Annotated in this window: 18 protein-coding genes; 4 read left to right on the top strand and 14 right to left on the bottom strand. The window is 48.7% G+C overall.

The features are described 5' to 3' along the window. Positions 1-209 precede the first annotated feature (209 nt). Both glgB and glgA read left to right on the top strand, forming a co-directional pair. Positions 210-2,381: a 1,4-alpha-glucan branching protein GlgB gene (gene glgB / locus L3J94_09785; protein ID MCF6219024.1), complete on the top strand. Its 2,172-nt coding sequence runs from the start codon at positions 210-212 to the stop codon at positions 2,379-2,381. 10 nt (positions 2,382-2,391) lie between these two features. Then, positions 2,392-3,849 (top strand): glycogen synthase GlgA, encoded by a 1,458-nt coding sequence (gene glgA / locus L3J94_09780; protein ID MCF6219023.1) that lies wholly within the window; start codon positions 2,392-2,394, stop codon positions 3,847-3,849. Between the two features lie 112 nt (positions 3,850-3,961). Here the strand turns inward: glgA and L3J94_09775 are convergent, their stop codons facing one another. From L3J94_09775 to L3J94_09725, 11 genes are all read right to left on the bottom strand, one after another. Next, on the bottom strand, positions 3,962-4,387 hold the full coding sequence (locus L3J94_09775) for a potassium channel family protein (protein MCF6219022.1): 426 nt from the start codon (positions 4,385-4,387) through the stop codon (positions 3,962-3,964). After that, entirely contained in the window at positions 4,381-6,891 is a 2,511-nt protein-coding gene (locus L3J94_09770; GenBank protein ID MCF6219021.1) for an EAL domain-containing protein, read from the bottom strand. Before L3J94_09770 ends, L3J94_09775 begins: the two co-directional genes overlap by 7 nt. A gap of 93 nt (positions 6,892-6,984) precedes the next feature. Continuing rightward, positions 6,985-8,553 (bottom strand): ATP-binding protein, encoded by a 1,569-nt coding sequence (locus L3J94_09765; GenBank protein ID MCF6219020.1) that lies wholly within the window; start codon positions 8,551-8,553, stop codon positions 6,985-6,987. 12 nt (positions 8,554-8,565) lie between these two features. Beyond that, positions 8,566-9,504 (bottom strand): hypothetical protein, encoded by a 939-nt coding sequence (locus L3J94_09760; GenBank protein ID MCF6219019.1) that lies wholly within the window; start codon positions 9,502-9,504, stop codon positions 8,566-8,568. Between the two features lie 274 nt (positions 9,505-9,778). Then, positions 9,779-10,807, bottom strand: coding sequence for a tRNA pseudouridine(13) synthase TruD (gene truD, locus L3J94_09755; protein ID MCF6219018.1), 1,029 nt, complete (start codon positions 10,805-10,807; stop codon positions 9,779-9,781). Continuing rightward, positions 10,800-11,306, bottom strand: a complete 507-nt coding sequence (ispF, locus tag L3J94_09750) for a 2-C-methyl-D-erythritol 2,4-cyclodiphosphate synthase (protein ID MCF6219017.1) — start codon at positions 11,304-11,306, stop codon at positions 10,800-10,802. The genes truD and ispF overlap by 8 nt, the downstream gene beginning before the upstream one ends. Continuing rightward, a complete protein-coding gene (gene ispD, locus L3J94_09745) occupies positions 11,303-12,016 on the bottom strand; it encodes a 2-C-methyl-D-erythritol 4-phosphate cytidylyltransferase (GenBank protein MCF6219016.1) in 714 nt (237 codons plus the stop codon). The genes ispF and ispD overlap by 4 nt, the downstream gene beginning before the upstream one ends. After that, positions 12,009-12,305: a cell division protein FtsB gene (ftsB, locus tag L3J94_09740; protein MCF6219015.1), complete on the bottom strand. Its 297-nt coding sequence runs from the start codon at positions 12,303-12,305 to the stop codon at positions 12,009-12,011. The genes ispD and ftsB overlap by 8 nt, the downstream gene beginning before the upstream one ends. Positions 12,306-12,432: 127 nt before the next feature. After that, positions 12,433-13,725, bottom strand: a complete 1,293-nt coding sequence (gene eno / locus L3J94_09735) for a phosphopyruvate hydratase (protein MCF6219014.1) — start codon at positions 13,723-13,725, stop codon at positions 12,433-12,435. 58 nt (positions 13,726-13,783) lie between these two features. Beyond that, entirely contained in the window at positions 13,784-14,617 is an 834-nt protein-coding gene (kdsA, locus tag L3J94_09730; protein ID MCF6219013.1) for a 3-deoxy-8-phosphooctulonate synthase, read from the bottom strand. 14 nt (positions 14,618-14,631) lie between these two features. Next, positions 14,632-16,254, bottom strand: coding sequence for a CTP synthase (locus L3J94_09725; GenBank protein MCF6219012.1), 1,623 nt, complete (start codon positions 16,252-16,254; stop codon positions 14,632-14,634). Positions 16,255-16,471: 217 nt separating this feature from the next. Between L3J94_09725 and L3J94_09720 the strand changes: the two genes are divergently transcribed. Together L3J94_09720 and L3J94_09715 are read left to right on the top strand one after the other, a co-directional pair. Continuing rightward, positions 16,472-16,990: a TIGR03546 family protein gene (locus L3J94_09720; GenBank protein MCF6219011.1), complete on the top strand. Its 519-nt coding sequence runs from the start codon at positions 16,472-16,474 to the stop codon at positions 16,988-16,990. Beyond that, complete coding sequence (locus tag L3J94_09715; GenBank protein MCF6219010.1) at positions 16,987-18,768, top strand: TIGR03545 family protein; 1,782 nt, start codon at positions 16,987-16,989, stop codon at positions 18,766-18,768. The genes L3J94_09720 and L3J94_09715 overlap by 4 nt, the downstream gene beginning before the upstream one ends. A gap of 7 nt (positions 18,769-18,775) precedes the next feature. On the opposite strand, the gene L3J94_09710 is transcribed toward L3J94_09715, so the two are convergent. The 3 genes from L3J94_09710 to L3J94_09700 all read right to left on the bottom strand — a co-directional run. Then, positions 18,776-20,041 carry an NAD(P)/FAD-dependent oxidoreductase gene (locus L3J94_09710; protein MCF6219009.1) on the bottom strand — a complete coding sequence of 422 codons (1,266 nt, stop codon included), beginning with the start codon at positions 20,039-20,041 and terminating at the stop codon, positions 18,776-18,778. Positions 20,042-20,057: 16 nt separating this feature from the next. Beyond that, positions 20,058-20,363, bottom strand: coding sequence for a c-type cytochrome (locus L3J94_09705; protein MCF6219008.1), 306 nt, complete (start codon positions 20,361-20,363; stop codon positions 20,058-20,060). Between the two features lie 56 nt (positions 20,364-20,419). Next, a partial coding sequence (locus L3J94_09700) for a hypothetical protein (protein MCF6219007.1) occupies positions 20,420-21,831 on the bottom strand: 1,412 nt, incomplete at its 5' end.

The following is a 21,831-nucleotide window of genomic DNA, read 5'->3' as shown; positions in this document are numbered from 1 at the left end:
CATGGCTTGTTAGAGCTTCTTTAGCAGACCAACCCCACTCAGCTAACCTATTGAGTTGAGACAAAATACCAAGCTGCCAAATAGTTACCTATTTTTAATGGTTGAATATGATAATATCCTCTCAATGGTATGAATGAAACAAAAAGATTGGAGATATCGATGGTGGGCCATTTCCACGGCATCTACAACCCTAAAGGCGTGAAATTAATATGAAAATCACCCAAGAGTTACAAAAGATAATCGATGCGCGCCACCACGATCCATTCAAAGTTTTGGGGCGACACCCCGACAGCAAGGGCAGAGAAAAAATTGTCGTCTATCTCCCCGAGGCAGAACAGGTATCGCTACCTGAAATAAACGCACCGCTAAAGCGCATCAGCGGTAGTGATTTTTTTATCTGGCAGGGTAAAGCGGGTCAACTCCAGCAACACTACTCGTTGACCTGGCTTGATGCACAAGGTGTAGAGCACACCACCCACGACCCTTACTGCTTTGCACCGCAACTCGCTGAGTTCGACATCCACCTGTTTAGCGAAGGAAAGCATTGGCACCTTTACCGTGTGCTAGGAGCCAACCACCATCAAATCGATAACATCGAAGGGATGCTGTTTGCGGTGTGGGCACCCAATGCAGAGCGTGTCAGTGTTGTAGGTGATTTTAATAATTGGGACGGCCGGACACACTCGATGCGCAATCGTGGCGGATGCGGCCTCTGGGAGATATTCATTCCCGCAGTCAGCGAAGGAAATTTCTACAAGTTTGAAATTCGCAACCGCGAGAGTGGTGAAATACTCACCAAAACCGACCCCTATGGAAAACAGTTCCAACTACGCCCTGAAACCGCTGCCATCATCCCCCCCAAAGAGAGCTACCCGTGGCAGGATCATGAGTGGAAGGCTCAAAACCAGAGCGATAGCTGGCTTCACGACCCCTGCTGCGTATATGAAGTTCACCTCGGCTCCTGGCAACAGAGCGAAGATGGGAAGTTTTTAAACTATCGTGACTTAGCGTACCGCCTGGCGCACTACGCAAAAGAGATGGGGTTTACCCATATTGAGCTTCTGCCCATTACTGAACACCCACTCGATGCCTCCTGGGGTTACCAAACCACCGGTTATTTTGCCCCCACCAGCCGCTTTGGCACACCGGATGACTTTCGCTATTTTGTAGATTATTGCCACCAACAAGGGGTAGGCGTGATTTTAGACTGGGTGCCGGCTCACTTCCCTAAAGACCGCTTTGCCCTGGCCCGCTTTGATGGCACACCCCTCTACGAACATGAAGATCCCCGCAAAGGCGAGCACCGAGATTGGGGCACCCTGATCTACAACTTTGGTCGCAACGAAGTGAAAAACTTCCTACTGGCCAGTGCCGTCTACTGGCTGGAAGAGTTTCATATCGATGGACTGCGTGTCGATGCCGTCGCCTCCATGCTCTACTTGGACTACTCACGAGAGGCTGGTGACTGGATACCGAACAAGTTTGGTGGCCGCGAAAACCTGGAAGCGATCGATTTTCTGCGTGAATTGAACACCATCACCCACAGCCAGTGCCCGGGTACATTTGTCATCGCTGAAGAGTCAACCGCCTGGCCTCAGGTGACACGCCCAACCTACCTCGGGGGCCTTGGTTTCAGTATGAAGTGGAACATGGGCTGGATGCATGACACCCTGGAATACTTCAGCCAGGATCCGGTTTACCGCACCTATCATCACGACAAGCTCACCTTCGGCCTGCTCTACAGCTTTACCGAAAACTTCATGCTGCCTTTCTCCCATGACGAAGTGGTGCACGGCAAAAAGTCCATGCTTAATAAAATGCCGGGAGATGAGTGGCAGCGCTGTGCAAACCTGCGCCTGCTCTATACTTACATGTATACCTATCCGGGTAAAAAGCTCCTTTTTATGGGCTGTGAGTTTGGCCAGGGAATCGAATGGAATCATGCACAAAGCCTGGAGTGGCCACTGCTGGAGCACGCGCATCACCAGGGCATTCAGTCTCTGGTTAAAGACCTAAACCACCTCTATCGTCAGGCCCCACCCTTGCATCACATGGACTTCCAGGAGCAGGGATTTGAATGGATTGACTGCCACGACTCGGTGCAATCCGTCATCAGCTACCAACGCAGTGATGGCCATCAGCGCTATCTCATCATACTCAACTGCACGCCCGTGCCACGGGAGGGGTATCGGTTGGGGGTGCCTGATGCAGGCCGCTATCGAGAAGTGATCAACTCAGACTCAACCTACTACGGTGGAAGCAACCTGGGAAATGGCGAAATCATTCAATCAGAACAGATCGCATGGATGGGACAACCGCACTCCATCAACCTTACCCTGCCGCCGCTTGCCGCGCTGGTATTGACGTTAAACCAAGAATAAGCCGATTGTCATGAATATTCTCTATGCCAGTAGTGAGGCCCACCCACTCATAAAAACAGGTGGGCTTGCGGATGTCGCGGGGAGTCTACCCGTTGCGATCAAAAAACTAGGCCACGATATTCGCCTGCTTTTACCCGCCTATCATGACGTACTGGCCAAGTGCAGCGAGCTTAAGGAGGTTGCACAACTCAACTTGCCAACCGCACAATATCCGGTAAAAATTTTGCAGGGAAAATTAACCAACAGTCAGGTAACACTCTGGCTAGTTGATTATCCGGCAGCCTTCAACCGCCCGGGCAACCCTTACATGACATTGCAAGGAGAGCCCTGGCCTGACAACCCACACCGCTTCACACTGCTGGCCCGAGCAGCTGTGGAGTTATCGCAGAATCGAGCTGGGCTCAATTGGCAAGCTGATATTGTGCACTGTAACGATTGGCAAACCGCACTAGCCCCCGCCTTGCTTAATCTTGAACCACTCCGCCCGGCAACCCTTTTCACTATCCATAACCTCGCCTACCAGGGCATCTACAAAAAAGAGATGTTCGATGCGTTAGCACTTCCAACCGACCTTTGGCACCCACAAGGTGTTGAGTTTCACAATCAACTCAATATGATCAAAGGTGGCATCGCCTATGCTGACATCATCACCACAGTCAGTCCGACCTATGCCCATGAAATACAGGGAAGTGAGTATGGCAATGGCTTAGAGGGGATGTTGCGCCATAGAGGCGAGCGACTCTTTGGTATCCTGAATGGTGTCGACTACGAAGAGTGGAATCCAGAGAAAGATCGTTATCTAGCAAAGCGTTACAGCGCAAGCCACTTTGAAAGCAAGACAGAAAATAAACGAGCACTGCAACAAGAGAGCGGTTTACCGATACGGGATAAAACACCCCTCATCGGGTTGATCGCCAGGCTTGTAGACCAAAAAGGGATCGATCTACTCATCAATGCCCTGCCCCATTTAATCAAACAAGATGTGCAACTCGTCATTTTAGGTAGTGGTGAACAACGCTATGAACAGCAGCTTCTACAGTGGCAGCAGTGGCACCCGGAAAAAATCTCCGTAACCATTGGTTACGATGAATCACTGGCACACCGCATTGAGGGCAGTAGCGACATGTTTCTGATGCCATCACGCTTTGAACCTTGCGGCTTAAATCAGCTCTACAGCCTAAAATATGGCACAGTCCCCATTGTACGGCGAGCAGGTGGCCTTGCAGATACCGTAATTGAGGCGAGTAAACAGAATATTAAAAACAGAACCGCCACCGGCATCGTATTTGATCATGCAGACACCCACGCCATCTGCTGGGCACTGGATCGTGCGATCACCCTCTTCCACCAGCCCGATATATGGCAACAACTGTGTAAAACCGGAATGGCTCAAATATTTGATTGGAAGAGCTGTGCGGAAAAGTATTTAAAGCTCTACAAGAAAGCAGAGAATTTTAAAGGCCTATAGTGGACCCCAGGTTCTAGACAATCACTTGATCTGTAGCTCAAAAGAGGGGTCTTGAGGCACTGAAATATATGATGATGCCCCATAACATTGACCACGGACATGGGGGGCACCGCTAGGGTACTTTCCAAAAACGCTGCATTTCAACATACATAAATGAAGCGGTCCATGCAATCAACACCAACCCCAGCAGTGCTTCTACTCCGGCAATATAACGGAGTGCTCCTGTGGGGATAACATCGCCATAGCCAAGCGATGTGTAGCTTGAAAAAGAGAAGTAGATGCAGTCACTTAGAGTACCTGATACAGAACCAATCAGCTCACCATACTGTTCACTTTTATCTAAAAAATAGTAGGCGAACGCGAATACCAGCACCTCCAGAACATGGGCTGTTAGCGCACCCACTAAGCCGATTACGATGCGCAGTCTTGGTAGTATGTGAATGTGCTTCATTACCATGGAGAGGCGCAGCAGCGCTTCGTAATGAATCAGTATGGAGAGCGTTACCAGCCCAATAATAATTAAGGTGGAAATTAGCAAGGGACAGTCGGCAGCGGATCCTTAAAGAGCTTCAATTCATCCAGTGGTGCGGGCTTCCCATTCACATAGCCCTGAATGAAGTCAAGTCCAATCAGACGCATCTCTTCCCGGATCTCTTCGTTTTCAACGTACTCAGCAATGGTTTTCAGGCCAAAAATATGGCCAATTTCATTGATCGATTTAACCATGGCCCGATCGATGGGGTCGTGTAGAACGTCGCGAACAAATAAACCATCAACCTTCAGAAAGTCAACATCAAGGCGTTTGAGGTAAGCATATGATGACATGCCACTACCAAAATCATCCAGTGCAAACAGGCAACCATGGCGACGCATCGCCTTTACAAATGCATTGGCCTGAGCAAGGTTACTGATTGCCGCTGTCTCCGTAATTTCAAAGCAGAGCTTCTCTGTTGGTATCTTGTAGTGTGCAATCATCTGCTCAACATAAGGGATAAATTGATCATCACAGAGCGAAAGACCTGAAAGATTTACAGAGCACATCGAGAGCTGATCCAGCTCATCCTCATGTGCACTCAACCACTCCATAACATGCTTTACAACCCAGCGATCAATTTTTGAGACAATATTATAACGCTCTGCAGCGGGCAGGAAAAACCCGGGGGCAACCCAACCACCTCGACCATCCTGCATGCGCAACAGCACTTCAAAATGCAACCCTTCTTCGTTATCGTTGAGGGGTTGTATCTCTTGATAGTAGAGTGCAAATTGATCCTCTTCACAGGCCTGGTTTATCTGTGAAATAACATGCATCTCACCATAACGATGCATCATCTCCTCATCATCAGGCCGATAGACATGAATTCGATTACGCCCCTTCTCTTTTGCCATATAACAGGCACTATCGGCTCGAGCCAATGCATTATGCAGGTCACGGGCATCAGGTGCTATGGGCGCAACACCAATGCTGGCACCAATGCTAAAAGTTTTGCTCTCATAGATAAACCGGTACTCCTGAATCGACTCACAGATATTGTTGGCGATACGGGATGCCTGCTCAATATCACAATCTTCAAGCAATAGAATAAACTCATCACCACCAAAACGGGCAAGTGTATCGCTATGTTTGCGTATTTTATGCAGCATAATACCTGCAATAGAACGCAACAGCTGATCACCCGCGATGTGACCGCAGGTATCATTGATCACTTTAAACTGGTCAAGATCGATGTAGCAAATCGAGTAGGGAACCTCCTGGTGATGCTCCTCATCAAGTACCGTTTTAAGGCGCTCTTCAAAGGCGGCCCGATTGGTAAGGCCGGTTAATGAATCGTGATTTGCCTGATATTCAAGCTTCTGCTCCAGCATGTAGGGTTCGGTAACATCCCGGAACACCTTGACGGCCCCCACCACCACACCCAGGCGGTTGCGGATCGGTGAGACAATGCAATCCAGTCGCAAAATCAACCCTTCATGGTTCCGGTAGATTGAACCCCGCTGCCCCTGTATAACTTCGCCCTGCTCAATGCAATGATCAACAGGGTGTATTTCCGCAGCAGTATCCTCTTCTGAAAAAGGCGAGAGAACATCAGCAGCCAGCTTCCCTTTTGCCTGTTCCAAGCTCCACCCGGAGAGGCGTTCGGCCACTGGATTCATGTAATCAATACGGCTCTCAACATCGGTGGTAATGACGCCATCTGCAATTGATTGGAGCGTAATCTCTGCACGCTCTTTTTCCTGATGCAGCGCCTCTTGACGATGGGCAAACTCTTGATTACTGATAATAAAATCTTCACGATGCACCGCAATCTCACAAACCTGGCGCAGCTGGTCTGCGCGAAAAGGCTTGGAGATAAAGTCGACTGCACCCTCCAAAATTAATGAGCCGGCTCGCTCAGCAGTCGCATAAGCCGTCATCATGACGACCGATTGGCCAGGGGAAAACTCTAGTATCTCTTTCAACACATCCTTACCTGATTTTTCAGGTAACATTACATCCAGTAAAACTAAGTCATGGCGGCGCGCTTTCCATGCCTCCAAACCACTCTCACCATCTGTGGCTACTTCAATATCGAAGCGTGTACTCAGTATACGTTCGATCAATTTAACGGTGTCAGCATAATCCTCGATAACCAACAGAGTTGACTTGGGTGGGCCAACATGGGATTCAGTGGTGATTTCACGCAACACCGCCGGTAGCTGATCAAATTTACTGAAAGGGATAAAACGATTAACCTGATACTCTTTTGAAGTGACCTCTGCGATACGTTCACTGTAAGTGGTAGAGACAATGACAATCGGAATATCTGCTTTAACACGCAATGCACCGGAGCGAATCAAGCGTGTCAAACGCCAACCATCCAACACCCCCAAATCCACATCGGTTACAACAACGTCAACAGCTTGCTCACTAAGCACTTCAATTGCGTCAACACTATTGGTCACTTTATTGACATGGCTAAACCCGGCATCCTTAAGAGTGGTGCAGATCTGCTCGCAGTGACTTTCATCCAGATTAAATACCAATACGTGTAAGTCACTCATTGCACACTCCCCCCATCACCTTTTTCAAATATACACAGCTGATAAAACAATATTTCATATGATAATTCTAGTTAAGAATCTTTTCGCTGCCTGTTATCGGCTACTTATGTTTTTTTCATCTTTGGCTAACGGAATTGTCAGACTAAATTTCGAGCCTTTGTTTACCCTGCTCTCAATAACAATCTCCCCTCCCATCAATTTACTGAATTTCTGACTAATCGCCAACCCCAACCCAGTTCCCTGATAACGACGAGTGTAGCTACCATCCACTTGCTTAAAGACATCAAAAATGGCCTCCCAATGCTCTTCCGCAATACCAATACCGGTATCTTCAACTGAGATAGTCAACGTCTCGCCATCACACCTGGAAAACAGTATTATCCGCCCCTCTTCGGTAAACTTAACCGCATTGCTCAACAGGTTAAGTAAAATCTGCCGAATTTTAACCCCATCAACCGCGACTTTTTCAACAGGAAAGTCCAAATCAACAACGATCTCATTGCCATTCTCATCGGCAATTGGCCTCACGGTATCGACCGCCTGTTCAAATAGTTTTTGAAGGTTTTCAGGGTGGAGTGATAACTCCATTTTTCCCGACTCACCTTTAGAAAAATCTAACAAGCCATTGATCAGCGCAAGCAAGTTTTCGGCATTAACCAAAATACTCTCCAGATCGTGCCGAGTGTCCTCCATATCATCCGGAAGAGTTTCGCTAATTAAATCACTAAAACCGATAATCGCTTGCAGAGGGGTTCGTAACTCATGGGTTACATTCGCTAAAAACTCTGACTTATTTTGATTCGCCTCAATCGCCATATCACGCGCATGTACCAGCTCCTGGGTACGCAGCTCAACCTCACTTTCAAGGTGTTCGTTTTGGTCACGCAACTGTTGGTCGCGTAATACCAGCACCTCCATCATGGCGTTATATGAACGGGCAATTTGTACAACCTCTTTGGGTCCCTCCAGTTTGGCAAAAGGGTGGGCATTCGCCTCCTCTTTTTGCGCCTCCTGCATAACGGTTGAGAGTTCGTAAAGCGGATCGGTCAAGCGTTTGAAGCGCTTTCTTAGCATGTAGACCAGTATCATCGAAAACAGCAATCCGATAAGCAAGTTATTAACGACCGTAACCGCCTGAATATCGCGTAATCGCTCTTTGCTTTTACACACCACCACATAACCGATCAGCTCTTGCTCACCTTTTTGTTGCAACAACAGTACATCATCATCAATTGCCCCACCTTCAGTATAAACAGGGGCCATCAACACCCACTGATTAATATCATCACTAATCACCGTCGCTTCAGTTTGCGGCCATTTTGATGTGGCAATTGAAAATTCAGCGCCACCTTCAGAAAGAATAATGTTACCCCTCTCTGATAAAATCATCACCTGCGTAACCGCAGGAAAAGAGAGTGCCGCTTGTACCGCATCCTCCGCATTCTCGCCACTATCATATAACAGTGCTAAAACCGATTGCTCTGCAAGTGACTGTGTGACCTGAAGCCCATCACTCACCAGAACATCATAAAGATTTCTTGAGGTCATCCACGCCGTAGAGAGCGATGCGGTAATTGACAATGCCAATATCCCGATCGTAACGACCGTGGTGAGGTGAGCACGGAAGCTAGGGTGGTTGATTTCTGTATCGGTTGATTCCATGATTATCGATTACTATTGAACGGGGTAGATCAGGTCAAATTCCATACGCTGACGCTGGCTAAAATTAATACCTAAGTGTGAGGCGGTACGCTCATTAACAGATACCTTAAGCTCTTTGGATGGTAACACCAAGGGGCCTCTATTTTTCTGACGCTGTCTCAGCACTAGCTCCCCAAGACTTTTCCCCGTACCCACATTGTCGGGGAAAAGTGCAAACAGTGCGCCACGGCGCGCATGGGATGGGTTATTAGAAAAAATTACAATATGTGAATCCCACGCCTTTGCCAGCACAACGGGGAGAGCTGCTTTGTCTGGCACCATTTTATCGAGCAACAACCATACCGCATCTTGCTCGTCTTTCACCTCATACAGTAGCTGACGAAGCTTATACATCCCCTCGCGGAGAGATTCAGCTTCAAATGCATTTAATTCAATATCGTATTTATCCGCCGCCTCTTTGGCCATACGAATCAACCAGCCATTGCTCGATTCACTGTAGACCGTATAGACACGCTTTACACTGGGCGCAAGCTGTTTAAGCTGTAAAAAAAATTGCTCAGGGTCAGTAACTAGGCTAATGCCGCTGTGGCCATTCGGCTCAATCATCACGCCACCATGAATAACCGGGTAATACTCTCTCAGCGCCTTGCCGGTGGGGTAGTTTTTCTCTCCGAGGGAGATGACCGCTTCAATGTCATCTTGCTTAAACTGTTGCTTGATCGATTCAATATCTTCTCCGCCCTGCAACGTATAAAGCACTACCTTGAGTTCGGAGTTGAGCTTTATACCATCGACTATTTCATCAAAAACACGGGAAAAAAGAGAATTTGTAGTCGATGGATATAATACCGCAACCCGAGCTGGCTCTGCTGCCACAAGAGATGATGGCAGCGCCATTAATACCGCAACAAAAATAGAGAGCAACATCACTGGAAAACTATCAAACTTCAAAAACCGCCCTCCCTGATGCTCATCAAATCACTACTCCTGGTCTACTTTAAACCACTAAAAATAAAAAACTTAATCGGGTACCGATAAAAATTGAGGGTATACGTTACGCTCGTATAAAAATGCTATCAACTCGACCGTTGTGAAGTGGAGATGCTATAGGTGTGTATCGTCAAGTAGGGCTATTTATTTAGTGAAAGAGTATCCACGTTGGAGGGGCACAAATAACCAGCCATTGTTTGCCTAAAAAAACAGTAGAAGCCTGATCTATCTCTGATTAATAGCGAATCACTTCTCGTAAAAGTGAGGTGGCATATGCACCCACAGGTAGTGTGAATTTTAGAACTAGCGTTTTGTCATCACCCCAGCGCCAGCTCAAGTCGGGTACGCAGAGACGAAGGGCTCGTCTCGATTGATCAAGACCAATCTGCTCCATTTTCTCTAGTATCTCCTGATAGGGTTCCAGCACTGCCTGCTCATATTCATGGGCAATCAAGGCAGCTGCCGTTCGGCCACGCCCCCATAGGGGTGCCGAAGGGTGAATATCTCCTTCGGCAAGGCGTTGAGTCAACTCATCATCAACATTTTCAGCCAAAAAGTGGCTATTGGTGCCCGATAGCATAACCGCCTCACCTGGCAATATTTTTTGCCAACTGCCATCAGCAACACGCTGGGAGAGAATTTTATTAAAGAGGTAGGAGCGTACTGCAGAGAGGTAGAGACTGCGCTTATGTCGATTTTTAACTTTGATCTCGCCCTTCAAGAGTGCTACACCGTTGCTGACATTTTTTCCATCATGGCCAAAACGCTGCTCACCAAAGTAGTTTGGAAAACCCTTCATTTTGATTATCGACAGTCGCTGTTCAATAAGATCGTGATCCCCTTCCAGCTGCCGGAGTGTAATAACAAAAACATTGCCATTGTGAGCACCACGACGCAATTTCGCCCTGTTTCGACCAAAAGAGAGTAACTTGACGTTGTCACTTTCAATACCCCGCCAGTCGGGTTCCGACTTACCTGGCAGACGAACTGAAAACCATTGTGTGGTGACGGCAAGGCGATCTTTCAGACCTGCATAGCTAACCTCCCGCGCCGGTATATTGACCAGACGAGCCAACTGGCGGGCTAACCACTCAGTATTGGTATCTTTTTTCTGAATATGCAACCAGTGATGCTCACCGCAACCACTTAATGGAATATCCAGCAACTCATCTACCTGAAAATCCTCAGCACGACTACGCAATAAAGCATCTCCGCAGGGCGCTCCATGGGCATAGTTAAAAGTGAGATCGAAGGGCTCACTCATTGGAGCAGGCCGGGTTGGTTTCTGCCTGAGACTCCACAATCAGCGCGACAGCATGGGCCGCAATCCCCTCTTTCTTCCCGACAAACCCCATCCCCTCCGTGGTGGTTGCTTTTACATTGACACGACTCGATGACACACCAAGGTCTGCCGATAAATTTTCAACCATCACCAATATATAGGGTGCCATTTTGGGCGCTTGAGCCAAAATTGTCACATCAACATTGTGAACAGTTAAACCACGCACCAGCAACTGCTCAACCACATTCCGCAATAGAATACGACTATCGATATTTTTAAACTCTTTATTTGAATCAGGGAAGTGACGTCCAATATCACCTAGGCCTGCCGCACCCAGTAGTGCATCGCACAGCGCATGTATCATCACATCACCATCAGAGTGAGCCTCCATACCCAACTCATAAGGAATCGTTACCCCACCAATAATGAGTGGGCGATCCGCCATAAAGCGGTGCGCATCATAGCCGTGTCCAATTCTCATAAAAGGGGCTCCTTTTGTTGCTGTAGATAGAGTGTGGCGAGTGAGAGGTCGTGGGGTTGGGTAATCTTGATATTATCCGCATGCCCCTCCACCATGCAGGGTGAAAAACCAGCCCACTCAATTGCAGAGGCTTCGTCTGTGATAAGTGTATTAGAATCACGACCCGCTAATAGCGCATCATAGAGCATACCGAAACGAAACATTTGCGGTGTAAGTGCTCGCCAAAGCCGTGCACGTGATACGGTTTCAACAATTGCCCCCGCAGCATCACTGCGCTTCATGGTGTCTGCCACTGGCAGGCCGAGAATCCCCCCCACAGGATGCTCTTTTAGTGTTGCCATCAATGTTTCAATATCGGCAACACGCAAACAGGGGCGCGCCGCGTCATGCACCAACACCCAATCATCAACCGCCGCCTCATCGCATAGCTTTTCCAAGCCATTGAATACGGAGTCACAGCGCTCCGCCCCCCCCGTAACCGATACCACTTCAGCGGTCTCAGGAAGTGAAACATCTTTCCAGTAGTGATCATCTGCAGCAATTGAAACAACAATTTTATTGACCTTTGGGTGGCAAGCCAAACGATCAAGGGTATGCTCAATGACCATACGACCACCCAACGGCAGGTACTGTTTGGGTATTTCACCGCCCATTCGCTTGCCAATACCAGCCGCCGGTACCACAGCCCAGAAACGGGGCGCGCTACTCATGGGGAAAGCCACTGTTATTGCGTTCAACCACCTGAATAAAGGTCTCTCCCTTACGAATCATACCCAGCTCACTGCGTGCACGCTCTTCAATAGCCGCCAAGCCACCATTCAAATCCTTCACCTCAGCCTCAAGCTTGGCATTGCGTGCCTGGCGCTGCTGACTCTCTTCGAGTTGTAACGCTAGCTCATCGCTATGTCGCCACACCTCTTTCAAACCCCCGTCATTCGACCAGAGCTTAGTCTGTAGCATGACCAAAATAGTTAACAGGACAATAGCGATTAATTTCATTGCACAACGGTCCCCATAAGGAGTGTAGTTGCTGATTATATATCAATTAACAGTACCGCAGAGCTAAAAAAAAGGGCAAGGCCAGCGCTCGCTGACATCACCCTTTTTCCATGCAGTACCTGACTATTTACAGGTTATAAAAAGCAGCCTTAGCCGGATAGGTTGCCGCATCACCCAGCTCTTCAGCAATACGAATCAACTGATTGTACTTGGCAATACGATCAGAGCGTGACATAGAGCCTGTTTTAATTTGGCCCGCATTGGTCGCTACTGCCAAATCAGCAATAGTGGTATCTTCTGTCTCACCCGAACGGTGTGAAACAACGGCAGTGTAACCATTCTCTTTCGCCATGTTGATAGCGGCCAATGTCTCGGTCAGTGTACCAATCTGATTAACCTTGATGAGAATCGAGTTAGCAATTCCCTTCTCGATACCCTCAGCCAATATTTTCGGGTTGGTTACAAACAGGTCATCACCCACCAGTTGGATTTTTTTGCCCAGCTTTTCGGTCAAAATCTTCCAACCCGCCCAGTCACCTTCGTCCAGACCATCTTCAATTGAGATAATGGGGTACTTATCAACCCATACCGCCATAAAATCAACGAACTCTTCAGAAGTCATGCTTTTGCCTTCAGAGGCCAATACATATTTTCCATCTTTGTAGAATTCAGTCGCTGCCGCATCAATGGCAATCATAATCTGCTCACCCGGCTTGTAACCCGCTTTCTCAATCGCCTCAAGAATTACCGTGATCGCCTCTTCGTTGGAGCCAAGATCTGGAGCAAAACCACCTTCATCACCCACTGCAGTGTTATAGCCTTTGTCAGCGAGTACCTTTTTCAGGGTATGGAAAATCTCGGCACCCCATTGTAATGCCTCATTAATACTGGAAGCACCCACTGGCATAATCATGAACTCTTGCAGATCAACGCTGTTATCCGCATGCTCGCCGCCATTGATGATATTCATCATGGGCACCGGCAGTGTGGTCGCCTTATCTCCACCCAGGTATTTAAACAGTGACTGCCCCGCATTTGCCGCGCCCGCCTTGGCAGTGGCCATTGAGACCGCTAACAGGGCATTAGCGCCTAGGCGGGCTTTATTCTCAGTACCGTCCAGATCAATCATCAGCTGATCAACAGCGGCTTGGTCCGTCGCCTCTTTGCCGATCAATGCGCTGCGAATCTCACCATTAATATTGGCAACCGCCTTGGTTACACCCTTACCCATGAAGTAATCTTTGTCGCCATCACGCAACTCAATCGCTTCCCGCGAACCGGTAGAAGCACCAGAAGGTACCGCCGCTCGCCCCATCACACCGGAAGCCAGTATGACATCCGCTTCTACTGTTGGATTGCCGCGTGAGTCGATGATTTGACGCGCCTTGATCTCTACTATTTGCGAACTCTTGTCTGCCATTTTCGCTTTCTCTTCTCTTGTATTAGTGTTTAATTTTCAATACCATAGCAAACCTCTGTTACAGAGAGGTTTCGATAAATCCTTTATCCTTAACCGCCTGATCGATCACCTGCAGGGTCTCCAGCAGGCTCTCCATCTTATCCAGCGGCCAGGAGTTGGGGCCATCACTCAACGCCTTTTCAGGGTTAGGGTGTGTCTCCATAAACAGTCCTGATATACCGGCAGCAACAGCGGCCCGTGCCAGTACCGGCACATGCTCCCGCTGACCACCCGAGGTACCGCCCTGACCACCGGGCTGCTGTACCGAGTGAGTGGCATCAAAAACCACCGGACAATTGGTCTCACGCATCACCGCCAAGCCGCGCATATCGGATATGAGGGTATTATAGCCAAATGACGCACCGCGCTCACAAACCATAATCTGCTCATTGCCCACCTCTTTTGCTTTGGCGACAACATTAATCATATCCCAAGGTGCCAGGAACTGCCCTTTTTTGATATTAACCGGAATACCCTGACGCGCCACATTCTGAATGAAATTGGTTTGGCGACATAAGAAAGCCGGTGTCTGCATTACATCGACTACTGCCGCCACCTCATTGAGTGGTGTATCTTCATGCACATCGGTAATCACTGGCAGGCCCAGCTCGCTCTTTACCTTTTGCAGAATCCTCAGCCCTTCATCAATGCCCGGCCCACGATAGCTGGTACTGGAGGTTCGATTGGCTTTATCAAATGAAGCCTTAAAAATATAATGGATGCCCAGCAGGTCAGTGATCTCTTTCATGCGACCCGCAATATCCATTACGATCTGCTCGCCCTCAATAACACAAGGGCCGGCCATCAAAAATAGCGGTTGATCCAGACCCACTTCAAAATTACACAATTTCATAGACAGGTTATCTCTTATTGCTCTTTATGATCACGCGCCGCATGGACAAAGCTGATAAACAGCGGGTGCCCATCCCGTGGTGTTGATTTAAATTCTGGGTGAAACTGACAGGCCACAAACCAAGGGTGATCCGGATTCTCTATCATCTCAACCAGACTTCCATCCTGAGATTTACCTGAAAAACACAACCCAGCATCCTGCAACTTGTCCAAATAGTTGTTATTAAACTCATAGCGGTGGCGATGGCGCTCAATCACTTCATCTTTACCATAGATTTCCGCCGCCCGAGTGCCTGCCTGCAAGTGGCAAGGCTGGCCGCCCAGACGCATGGTGCCGCCCATATCTGAGTTTTCACAACGCGTCTCCACACCACCCTGTTCGGTGGTCCACTCGGTAATCAAGCCGATCACCGGATGTTCAATATCTTTTTTAAACTCGGTGCTGTGCGCCCCGCCAAGGCCCGCCACATTGCGCGCAAACTCAATAACGGCAACCTGCATACCAAGACAGATACCCAAATAGGGGATTTTATTCTCACGGGCATATTGTGCGGTACGAATTTTACCTTCGACACCGCGTTCACCAAAACCACCGGGGACTAGAATAGCATCAAGACCACCCAGGCAATCCGTGCTCTGCTCTACATCTTCTGAGTCAATATATTTTATTTTTACCCGGGTGCGGTTATGGATGCCGGCATGAATCAGTGACTCGGTGACTGATTTGTACGACTCGGTAAGACCAACATACTTACCCACCATACCCACCGTGACCTCTTGATCCGGATTCATCTGTGCCGCATAAACCGCTTCCCACTCAGACAAATCTGCCGCGTTCACATTCAGGCGCAGTTTATCAACAACAATTTGGTCAAGTCCCTCGGCATGCAACAGCATGGGGATTTTATAAATACTGTCGGCATCAATTGCCGAAATAACCGCCTTGGACTCTACATTGGTAAATAGTGCGATTTTGCGGCGCTCCTCTTTCGGGATTTCCCGGTCAGCTCGACAGAGCAAAACATCAGGTTGAATACCGATGGAGCGCAACTCTTTTACTGAGTGCTGGGTTGGTTTGGTTTTCAGTTCACCGGATGTGGCCACATAGGGCAACAGGGTAAGGTGCATATAGATGACATTATCACGCCCCTCCTCAACCCCCATTTGGCGGATCGCTTCAAGAAATGGCAGCGACTCGATATCACCCACCGTACCACCAACCTCAACCAAAGCGACATCAGCCCCCTGTGACCCTAGTTTAATACGGCGCTTAATTTCGTTGGTCACATGGGGGATAACCTGCACTGTGCCGCCTAAAAAATCACCCCGGCGCTCTTTGCGGATAATCTCCTCATAAACCTTGCCGGTTGTGAAGTTATTATTCTTGGTCATGGTCGTGCGCACAAAGCGCTCATAATGCCCCAAATCAAGGTCAGTCTCTGCACCATCCTCCGTAACGAACACTTCACCGTGTTGCAGCGGACTCATGGTGCCAGGATCGACATTGATGTAGGGATCCAGCTTCAGCAGTGTTACTTTAAGGCCTCGCGCTTCCAAAATAGTCGCTAAGGATGCCGATGCGATACCCTTCCCCAAGGAAGAGACAACACCACCAGTGATAAAAATAAACTTCGTCATTCGATATTCCGGAACAGGGCGACAGGATCAATAAGAACAGGTGGGTATGGTACAGAATTCCACCATTTCTCTCAATGTGAAATCGCATTAGCAGCAACATCATTAAGTTTTAATGATCGATTGACTCGTATTAAGACGAAAAGCGCAGCGAGTAGCGAGCTATTCACCGCTCCATGGGTGTATTATAATTCAGACAAGCTATACAATGGATTAACCAATGCTGAACCTACTCGCAAAACTTTTAAAAATATTAAATGCTGAAACAGCACCTTGGCAGATCAGTGCCGGTTTTGTGGTCGGTATGATGATGGGCCTTACCCCTCTCTGGTCTTTGAATAGTCTGTTACTTCTGCTACTTCTGTTTGGCCTGCGCATTAACCTCTCGGCCTTTATACTTTCGCTGACACTTTTCTCAGGCATCGGCTATCTATTCGACCCGCTCATGGAGTCTTTTGGTGCTTGGTTGTTGGCCAATCCGACACTGATTAATCTTTGGACAACACTCTACCAGAGTGATACCTGGCGCATTGCTCACTACAACAACACACTCACCCTGGGCAGTAGTTTGCTGGCACTACTATTGGCGCTACCGATGCTTTTCATCTGCAACACTTTAATTCGTAACTACCGGAACCACATTCTGGCATGGGTACGCAAAAGTAAATTTACCGCCTTTTTGAAGGCTACTCGCTTTTACGGACTCTACAACAAGCTGTCGGGGAGTGGTTCACTATGAGGTCAATTTTTCGCCCCAAAGGAGTCATCGCCTTTGCTTTAGTCGTCACACTCATTTTCTTGTTTTGGTGGCTACTGGCTGACTGGCTTTTAAAACAGGGAGTAGAAAAAAGTGGCTCGGCACTACTACAAACACAGGTGGAACTCAAAAGTGCTCAGCTCCAGCTCTCACCACTTGGCTTCAAATTAAACGGCCTACAAATCACCAACCCTGACGATCCAATGCAAAATATCGTCAGCGCAGCGACGATTAGCGGCTATATACAGCTGATGCCACTGTTGATGGGACAAGTCGTCATTACCGAATTAAAAGCCCATGCATTGCAGCTTAATACTCCTCGCACAACTCCCGGAATTATCCCTAAAAAAACCATAAAAGAGACTGAAGAGGCCGCCCGTGTCGCCACAGAAAAAGAGGGCTTCGGTAAACGGCTGGCTGCCTCACTCCCCAGTGTTGACGAATTAATAGAGCGCCTGCCAATCACCACCATTAAACTGGCAAAAGCATTTGATAGTGATACCCAACAAGCCTTCGAAACACTAGAGCAACAGATAAGCACCTTACCCGATCAAACGATACTAAAAGATTATGAAAAACGCCTAAAAGCCATCACTGAAGGAGAGGTGAACTCTCCACAAGATCTAGCTCAACGCATTTCGGAGCTTAAACAGCTCAAAACAGAGCTAAAAGAGAATAAACAGACACTCACCAAAATCAGAGATAATATTCGTGACACCCAGCAGCAGCTTTCCAGCCAGTGGAAAACGCTTAAAGAGGCACCGGCAGCTGACCTTACTCTGTTAAAAAACAGTTACGGATTGAGCAGTGACAACTTAGGCAATATTAGCGGCCTGTTATTTGGCGATAAAGTCCAGTATTGGGTGACAAAGGTGGAGCCTTACCTAAAGCAAGCACAACGGTTAATACCCAGCGGGGAATCAACACCGCCACCACCACCTCGTGGCGAAGGCCGCCTAATTCATTTTGTAACTGAAAACCCCCGCCCCGATTTTTTGATTCAACGGGCAGCCATCGATATGACGTTACCCATTGGCGAGTTGACACTCGTGGCCAACAACATCACCCATCAACCAGCAATGCTTGGTAGCCCAACCACCGTACAGATTACGGGCCAGAATCTTAAACAGATCGCATCTATTAACATCGAGGGGGTGTTTGATTATCGTAGTCACGAGCAGGGGTTCAGCAAAATCAGCGGAACAGCCCAACAGTGGCAGCTCGACAGTATCGAACTCAGTAAAAACAACAAGCACCCAATCATCATCTCGAAGGCGATGCAAACAGTCGAAGGTGAGCTTCTATTTAAGAGCAGAGAGCTACAAGCAGATATTGATAGCCGCTATACCCAAGTTAACTGGACTCAATCAGAACGCCCCTCTACCTTGCAAAAAGTGTTGGGCAACATTGAGAATTTTGACCTGCAGGTAAGCTTAAGTGGCTCGCTCACCTCACCAAAAACCAAGCTCCGTTCCAATCTGGATAAACAGCTCGGTGCCGCCTTCAAGCAGCAGCTACGACAGCAGCAATCAATCCTGAAAGAGAAACTCTCTTCACGATTAAGCAGTGAAATCGAGCAGCGTGCCGGGCGCTATAGTGAGCAACTGGGAACATTAAACCTACAGCAGGACTCACTTAACCAATCACTCGAAAAACTGGAAGAGATGCTGAAATCTGAAATTAAGAGCGGACTCGATGAAAAGAAGGGCGAATTGAAAGATAAATTGAAAGATAAGCTGCGCGATAAATTAAAATTTTGATAAAGCCCTAACCAAACGTATCGGCAATAATATTTTTGTACCAACTTTTTGCAATACGCGCCTCTGCGGCCACATCACCAGAAAAAAATGTCCTGCCGCCACTGCCCCGCACCCCTTCAAGACCCTGCTCACCCAGCTGGTAAACACCGGATATGGAAACCGCATGATCAGGGGCAATGAAACTGAAACAGGTATTGATCAATGATGGCTCACCGGGCGCGTCACCATTAAGGTAGGCGGTAATCGCTAAAGCAACCACTTTGGCCTGGGAGTTGGCTGCAAAGCCCGACTTGGGCATCGGCGTAATAATGGCGCTGTCACCAATCACATGGATATTAGCATGACGGGTAGACTCAAAGGCACGTGGCTCCACCGGGCACCAGCCGCTGCTATCAACCAAATCTGCAATTCGAGCAATTTCAGCCGCCTGCTGGGGTGGAATAACGCTCGCCACATCCGCCTTAATAGCCTCGCCGTCACGGCTAATCAACACCCCTTCCTCTGCACGCACCTCAATTATTTCGCCCCCATTGTCCGATGATACCCACTGCACCATTCCAGGATACAGTGCTTCCCAACCCCGCTCAAAGAGGTGTGACTTAGGAAAGGCTGGCTTGGCATCCATAATCAATATTTTGCAATGTGGTTTGTATTGCTTGAGGTAGTAGGCCATCAGGCTGGCCCGTTCATATGGCCCAGGGGGGCAGCGATAAGGGGGCTTGGGTGATGTCACAACCACAACACCCCCATCGGGCATCGCTTGCAGTTGTTTTTTCAATAATTGAATTTGTCTTCCGCCCCGCCAGGCGTGGGGCATCAACTCACTGGCGCTCTGGTCATAGCCCTCGATCTCATGCCAACGAAAATCGATACCCGGTGACACCACCAATCGATCGTAGGCCAGCAGATCACCCCCCTGAAGGCGCACCGTTTTGGCAACCGGATCAATATCAACCGCTCGATCATGAATCACCTTCACACCGTAGCCATCTCGCAACACCCCGTAACCGTGGGTAATCGATTTCAGCTCAACAAACCCTGCCATCATCCCATTACCCATGGGACAGGTGACGTAGTGCGGATTGGGTTCCAGTAGGGTGACATCAATTGCTGGGTCCAGCTTACGGATATAGCGCGCAGCGGTTGCACCACCAAAACCACCACCAATCACCACGACCCGACCCTTCGAAGGTTGACCAAAAGCGTGGCCGCTGGCAATACTCAGGGTTGCCGCTCCGGTAAGGGTGATAAATTGCCTACGTGAAATAGCCATTCAACTTCTCCAGTGGTTACTTTAACGCACTAAAGTAGCGGGCTAATATTTCGATCTGCTCATCACTATAGCCCCGGATAATGCGATTCATAATCACCCCGCGGCGCTGGCGCTGCTTAAAGGCCTGTAGATTACTCTGCAGATATTCAAATGAGCGTCCGTTGAGGGCGGGGATATCACCCTGGCTTTTGCCTTCAGGGCCATGACAGGCCATGCAGGGAAAGGCAAGCGCCTCAGGAGTAACAGACCAGGCATGGCCAATGGGCAGGTACCAGAACAGCGCCAAGACGATAAAACAACGAGTAACTTTAAGGTGTAACACAGCAATCCCAACAGATTTAACACATTATTAGAGCAATAATAACCTCACTCATCGGGTTACGGCAAAGTACTACAAACACTCAGCATGGCACTTTGCCCCGCTGCATTCGCGCTACCACAGTCATTAACATCCCACTGCCCGCTGGGTTTAAAGTTATAGATGTAGTTTACTGCGTTAAGGTAATAGGGCTCATTGCTGTAAGGCAGTTGTGCATCAAGTATCTCAGTTCCAGGTGGCAAGCCTGCTTCGGGTCCAACATCATTCAGATTGACCAGTAGCGCCTTATTTTTCCAACCATGAGGGACCGCCACATGGCAGGCCGTGCAACGGAATGAGGGATAACCAGAAATATTATAAAACATAGCGTGCGCCGTATGAAGATTCACGCCGGTATTCGGGCCACCAAAAGCACAGAGGCCACCGGGTGTGGATATGGACCTACTAAAACCACTTGCAATATCAACAAGAGGTGATGGATTTGCGTAAGCATCATAGTTATGACATTTAAAGCAAATTCCATCGGGTTGAGCGGTGCCGGTCAAATCATCCCACCCCCCTTTAAGTAAAAAGTCATTATTTGAACCGTGAGGCCCCCAGGGGTTGCCATCTTCACCACCATTAGGCATGGCCGTTCCGGCTGCCGTATCCGAGCCATGACAGTCGGAGCAGTACATGGTTTGGGTGCCAATGCCGGCATTCCAAGGAGGTAAAAAGGCTGCGGTATCGCCGCCTAAATCACGCACCGCTGCGGTACGCCCGGTCGGTTGCATCACCGAATGCCAACTACGGTGATTATTGTTGCCGTAATTAACCGTTTTAGTACATTTTAGCGCGGAATAAGGGGTCTCAGTTGCCGCATTAACCCCATTCCAAGCCTGCCCATCCCAGGGTGATGCCGAATAGCCAGGGTTACCAGGCGGGTTGGTGGCAAAATCATTCACATCACCGACACCACAGGTGGGAGTAACTCGGGTAGGTACGGCAGAGGTTATATCCTGCCCGGTACAGCTCACACAGACACAGTCGGGGTCAAAACCAGCACCATCACAATCAGAAGAGGTGTTGTCATAAATCGTTTGGCGCTCCCAATGCCAGCCTGGCCAGAAGTCATACTTCCAACTATATGTATAATATTTATACGTCGACACCTGCCCCGAAAAAGCCCCGGAATCCGTGGTCGCAAGCGGTGAACCTTGGTGGTGTATGGGCGCCTGAAGCTCCATCGCTTGGTCGGTGTACAAAAACACCCCGTTGGTGCCCGGTGGTGTGCCACCGCTATAGCCCAATGCGGGCGGGTTGAAATCATCAAATGCATAATTTGAGTGACACTTCAGGCAGACTTGATATTCGCGGGTCACGTAGGCTTCAGTCACCAAGTTGGAGCCATTTTGCGGTGGTACTCCTTTTTTGATGGTGTAGCTGGTGGGTGTGCTACCAAAGGCTGCCGCACCATAACTGGGCTCAACCC

The organism is Gammaproteobacteria bacterium (assembly GCA_021647245.1).
Lineage (GTDB): Bacteria > Pseudomonadota > Gammaproteobacteria > RBG-16-57-12 > RBG-16-57-12 > JAFLJP01.
This window is presented reverse-complemented; position numbering and strand designations above follow the sequence as displayed.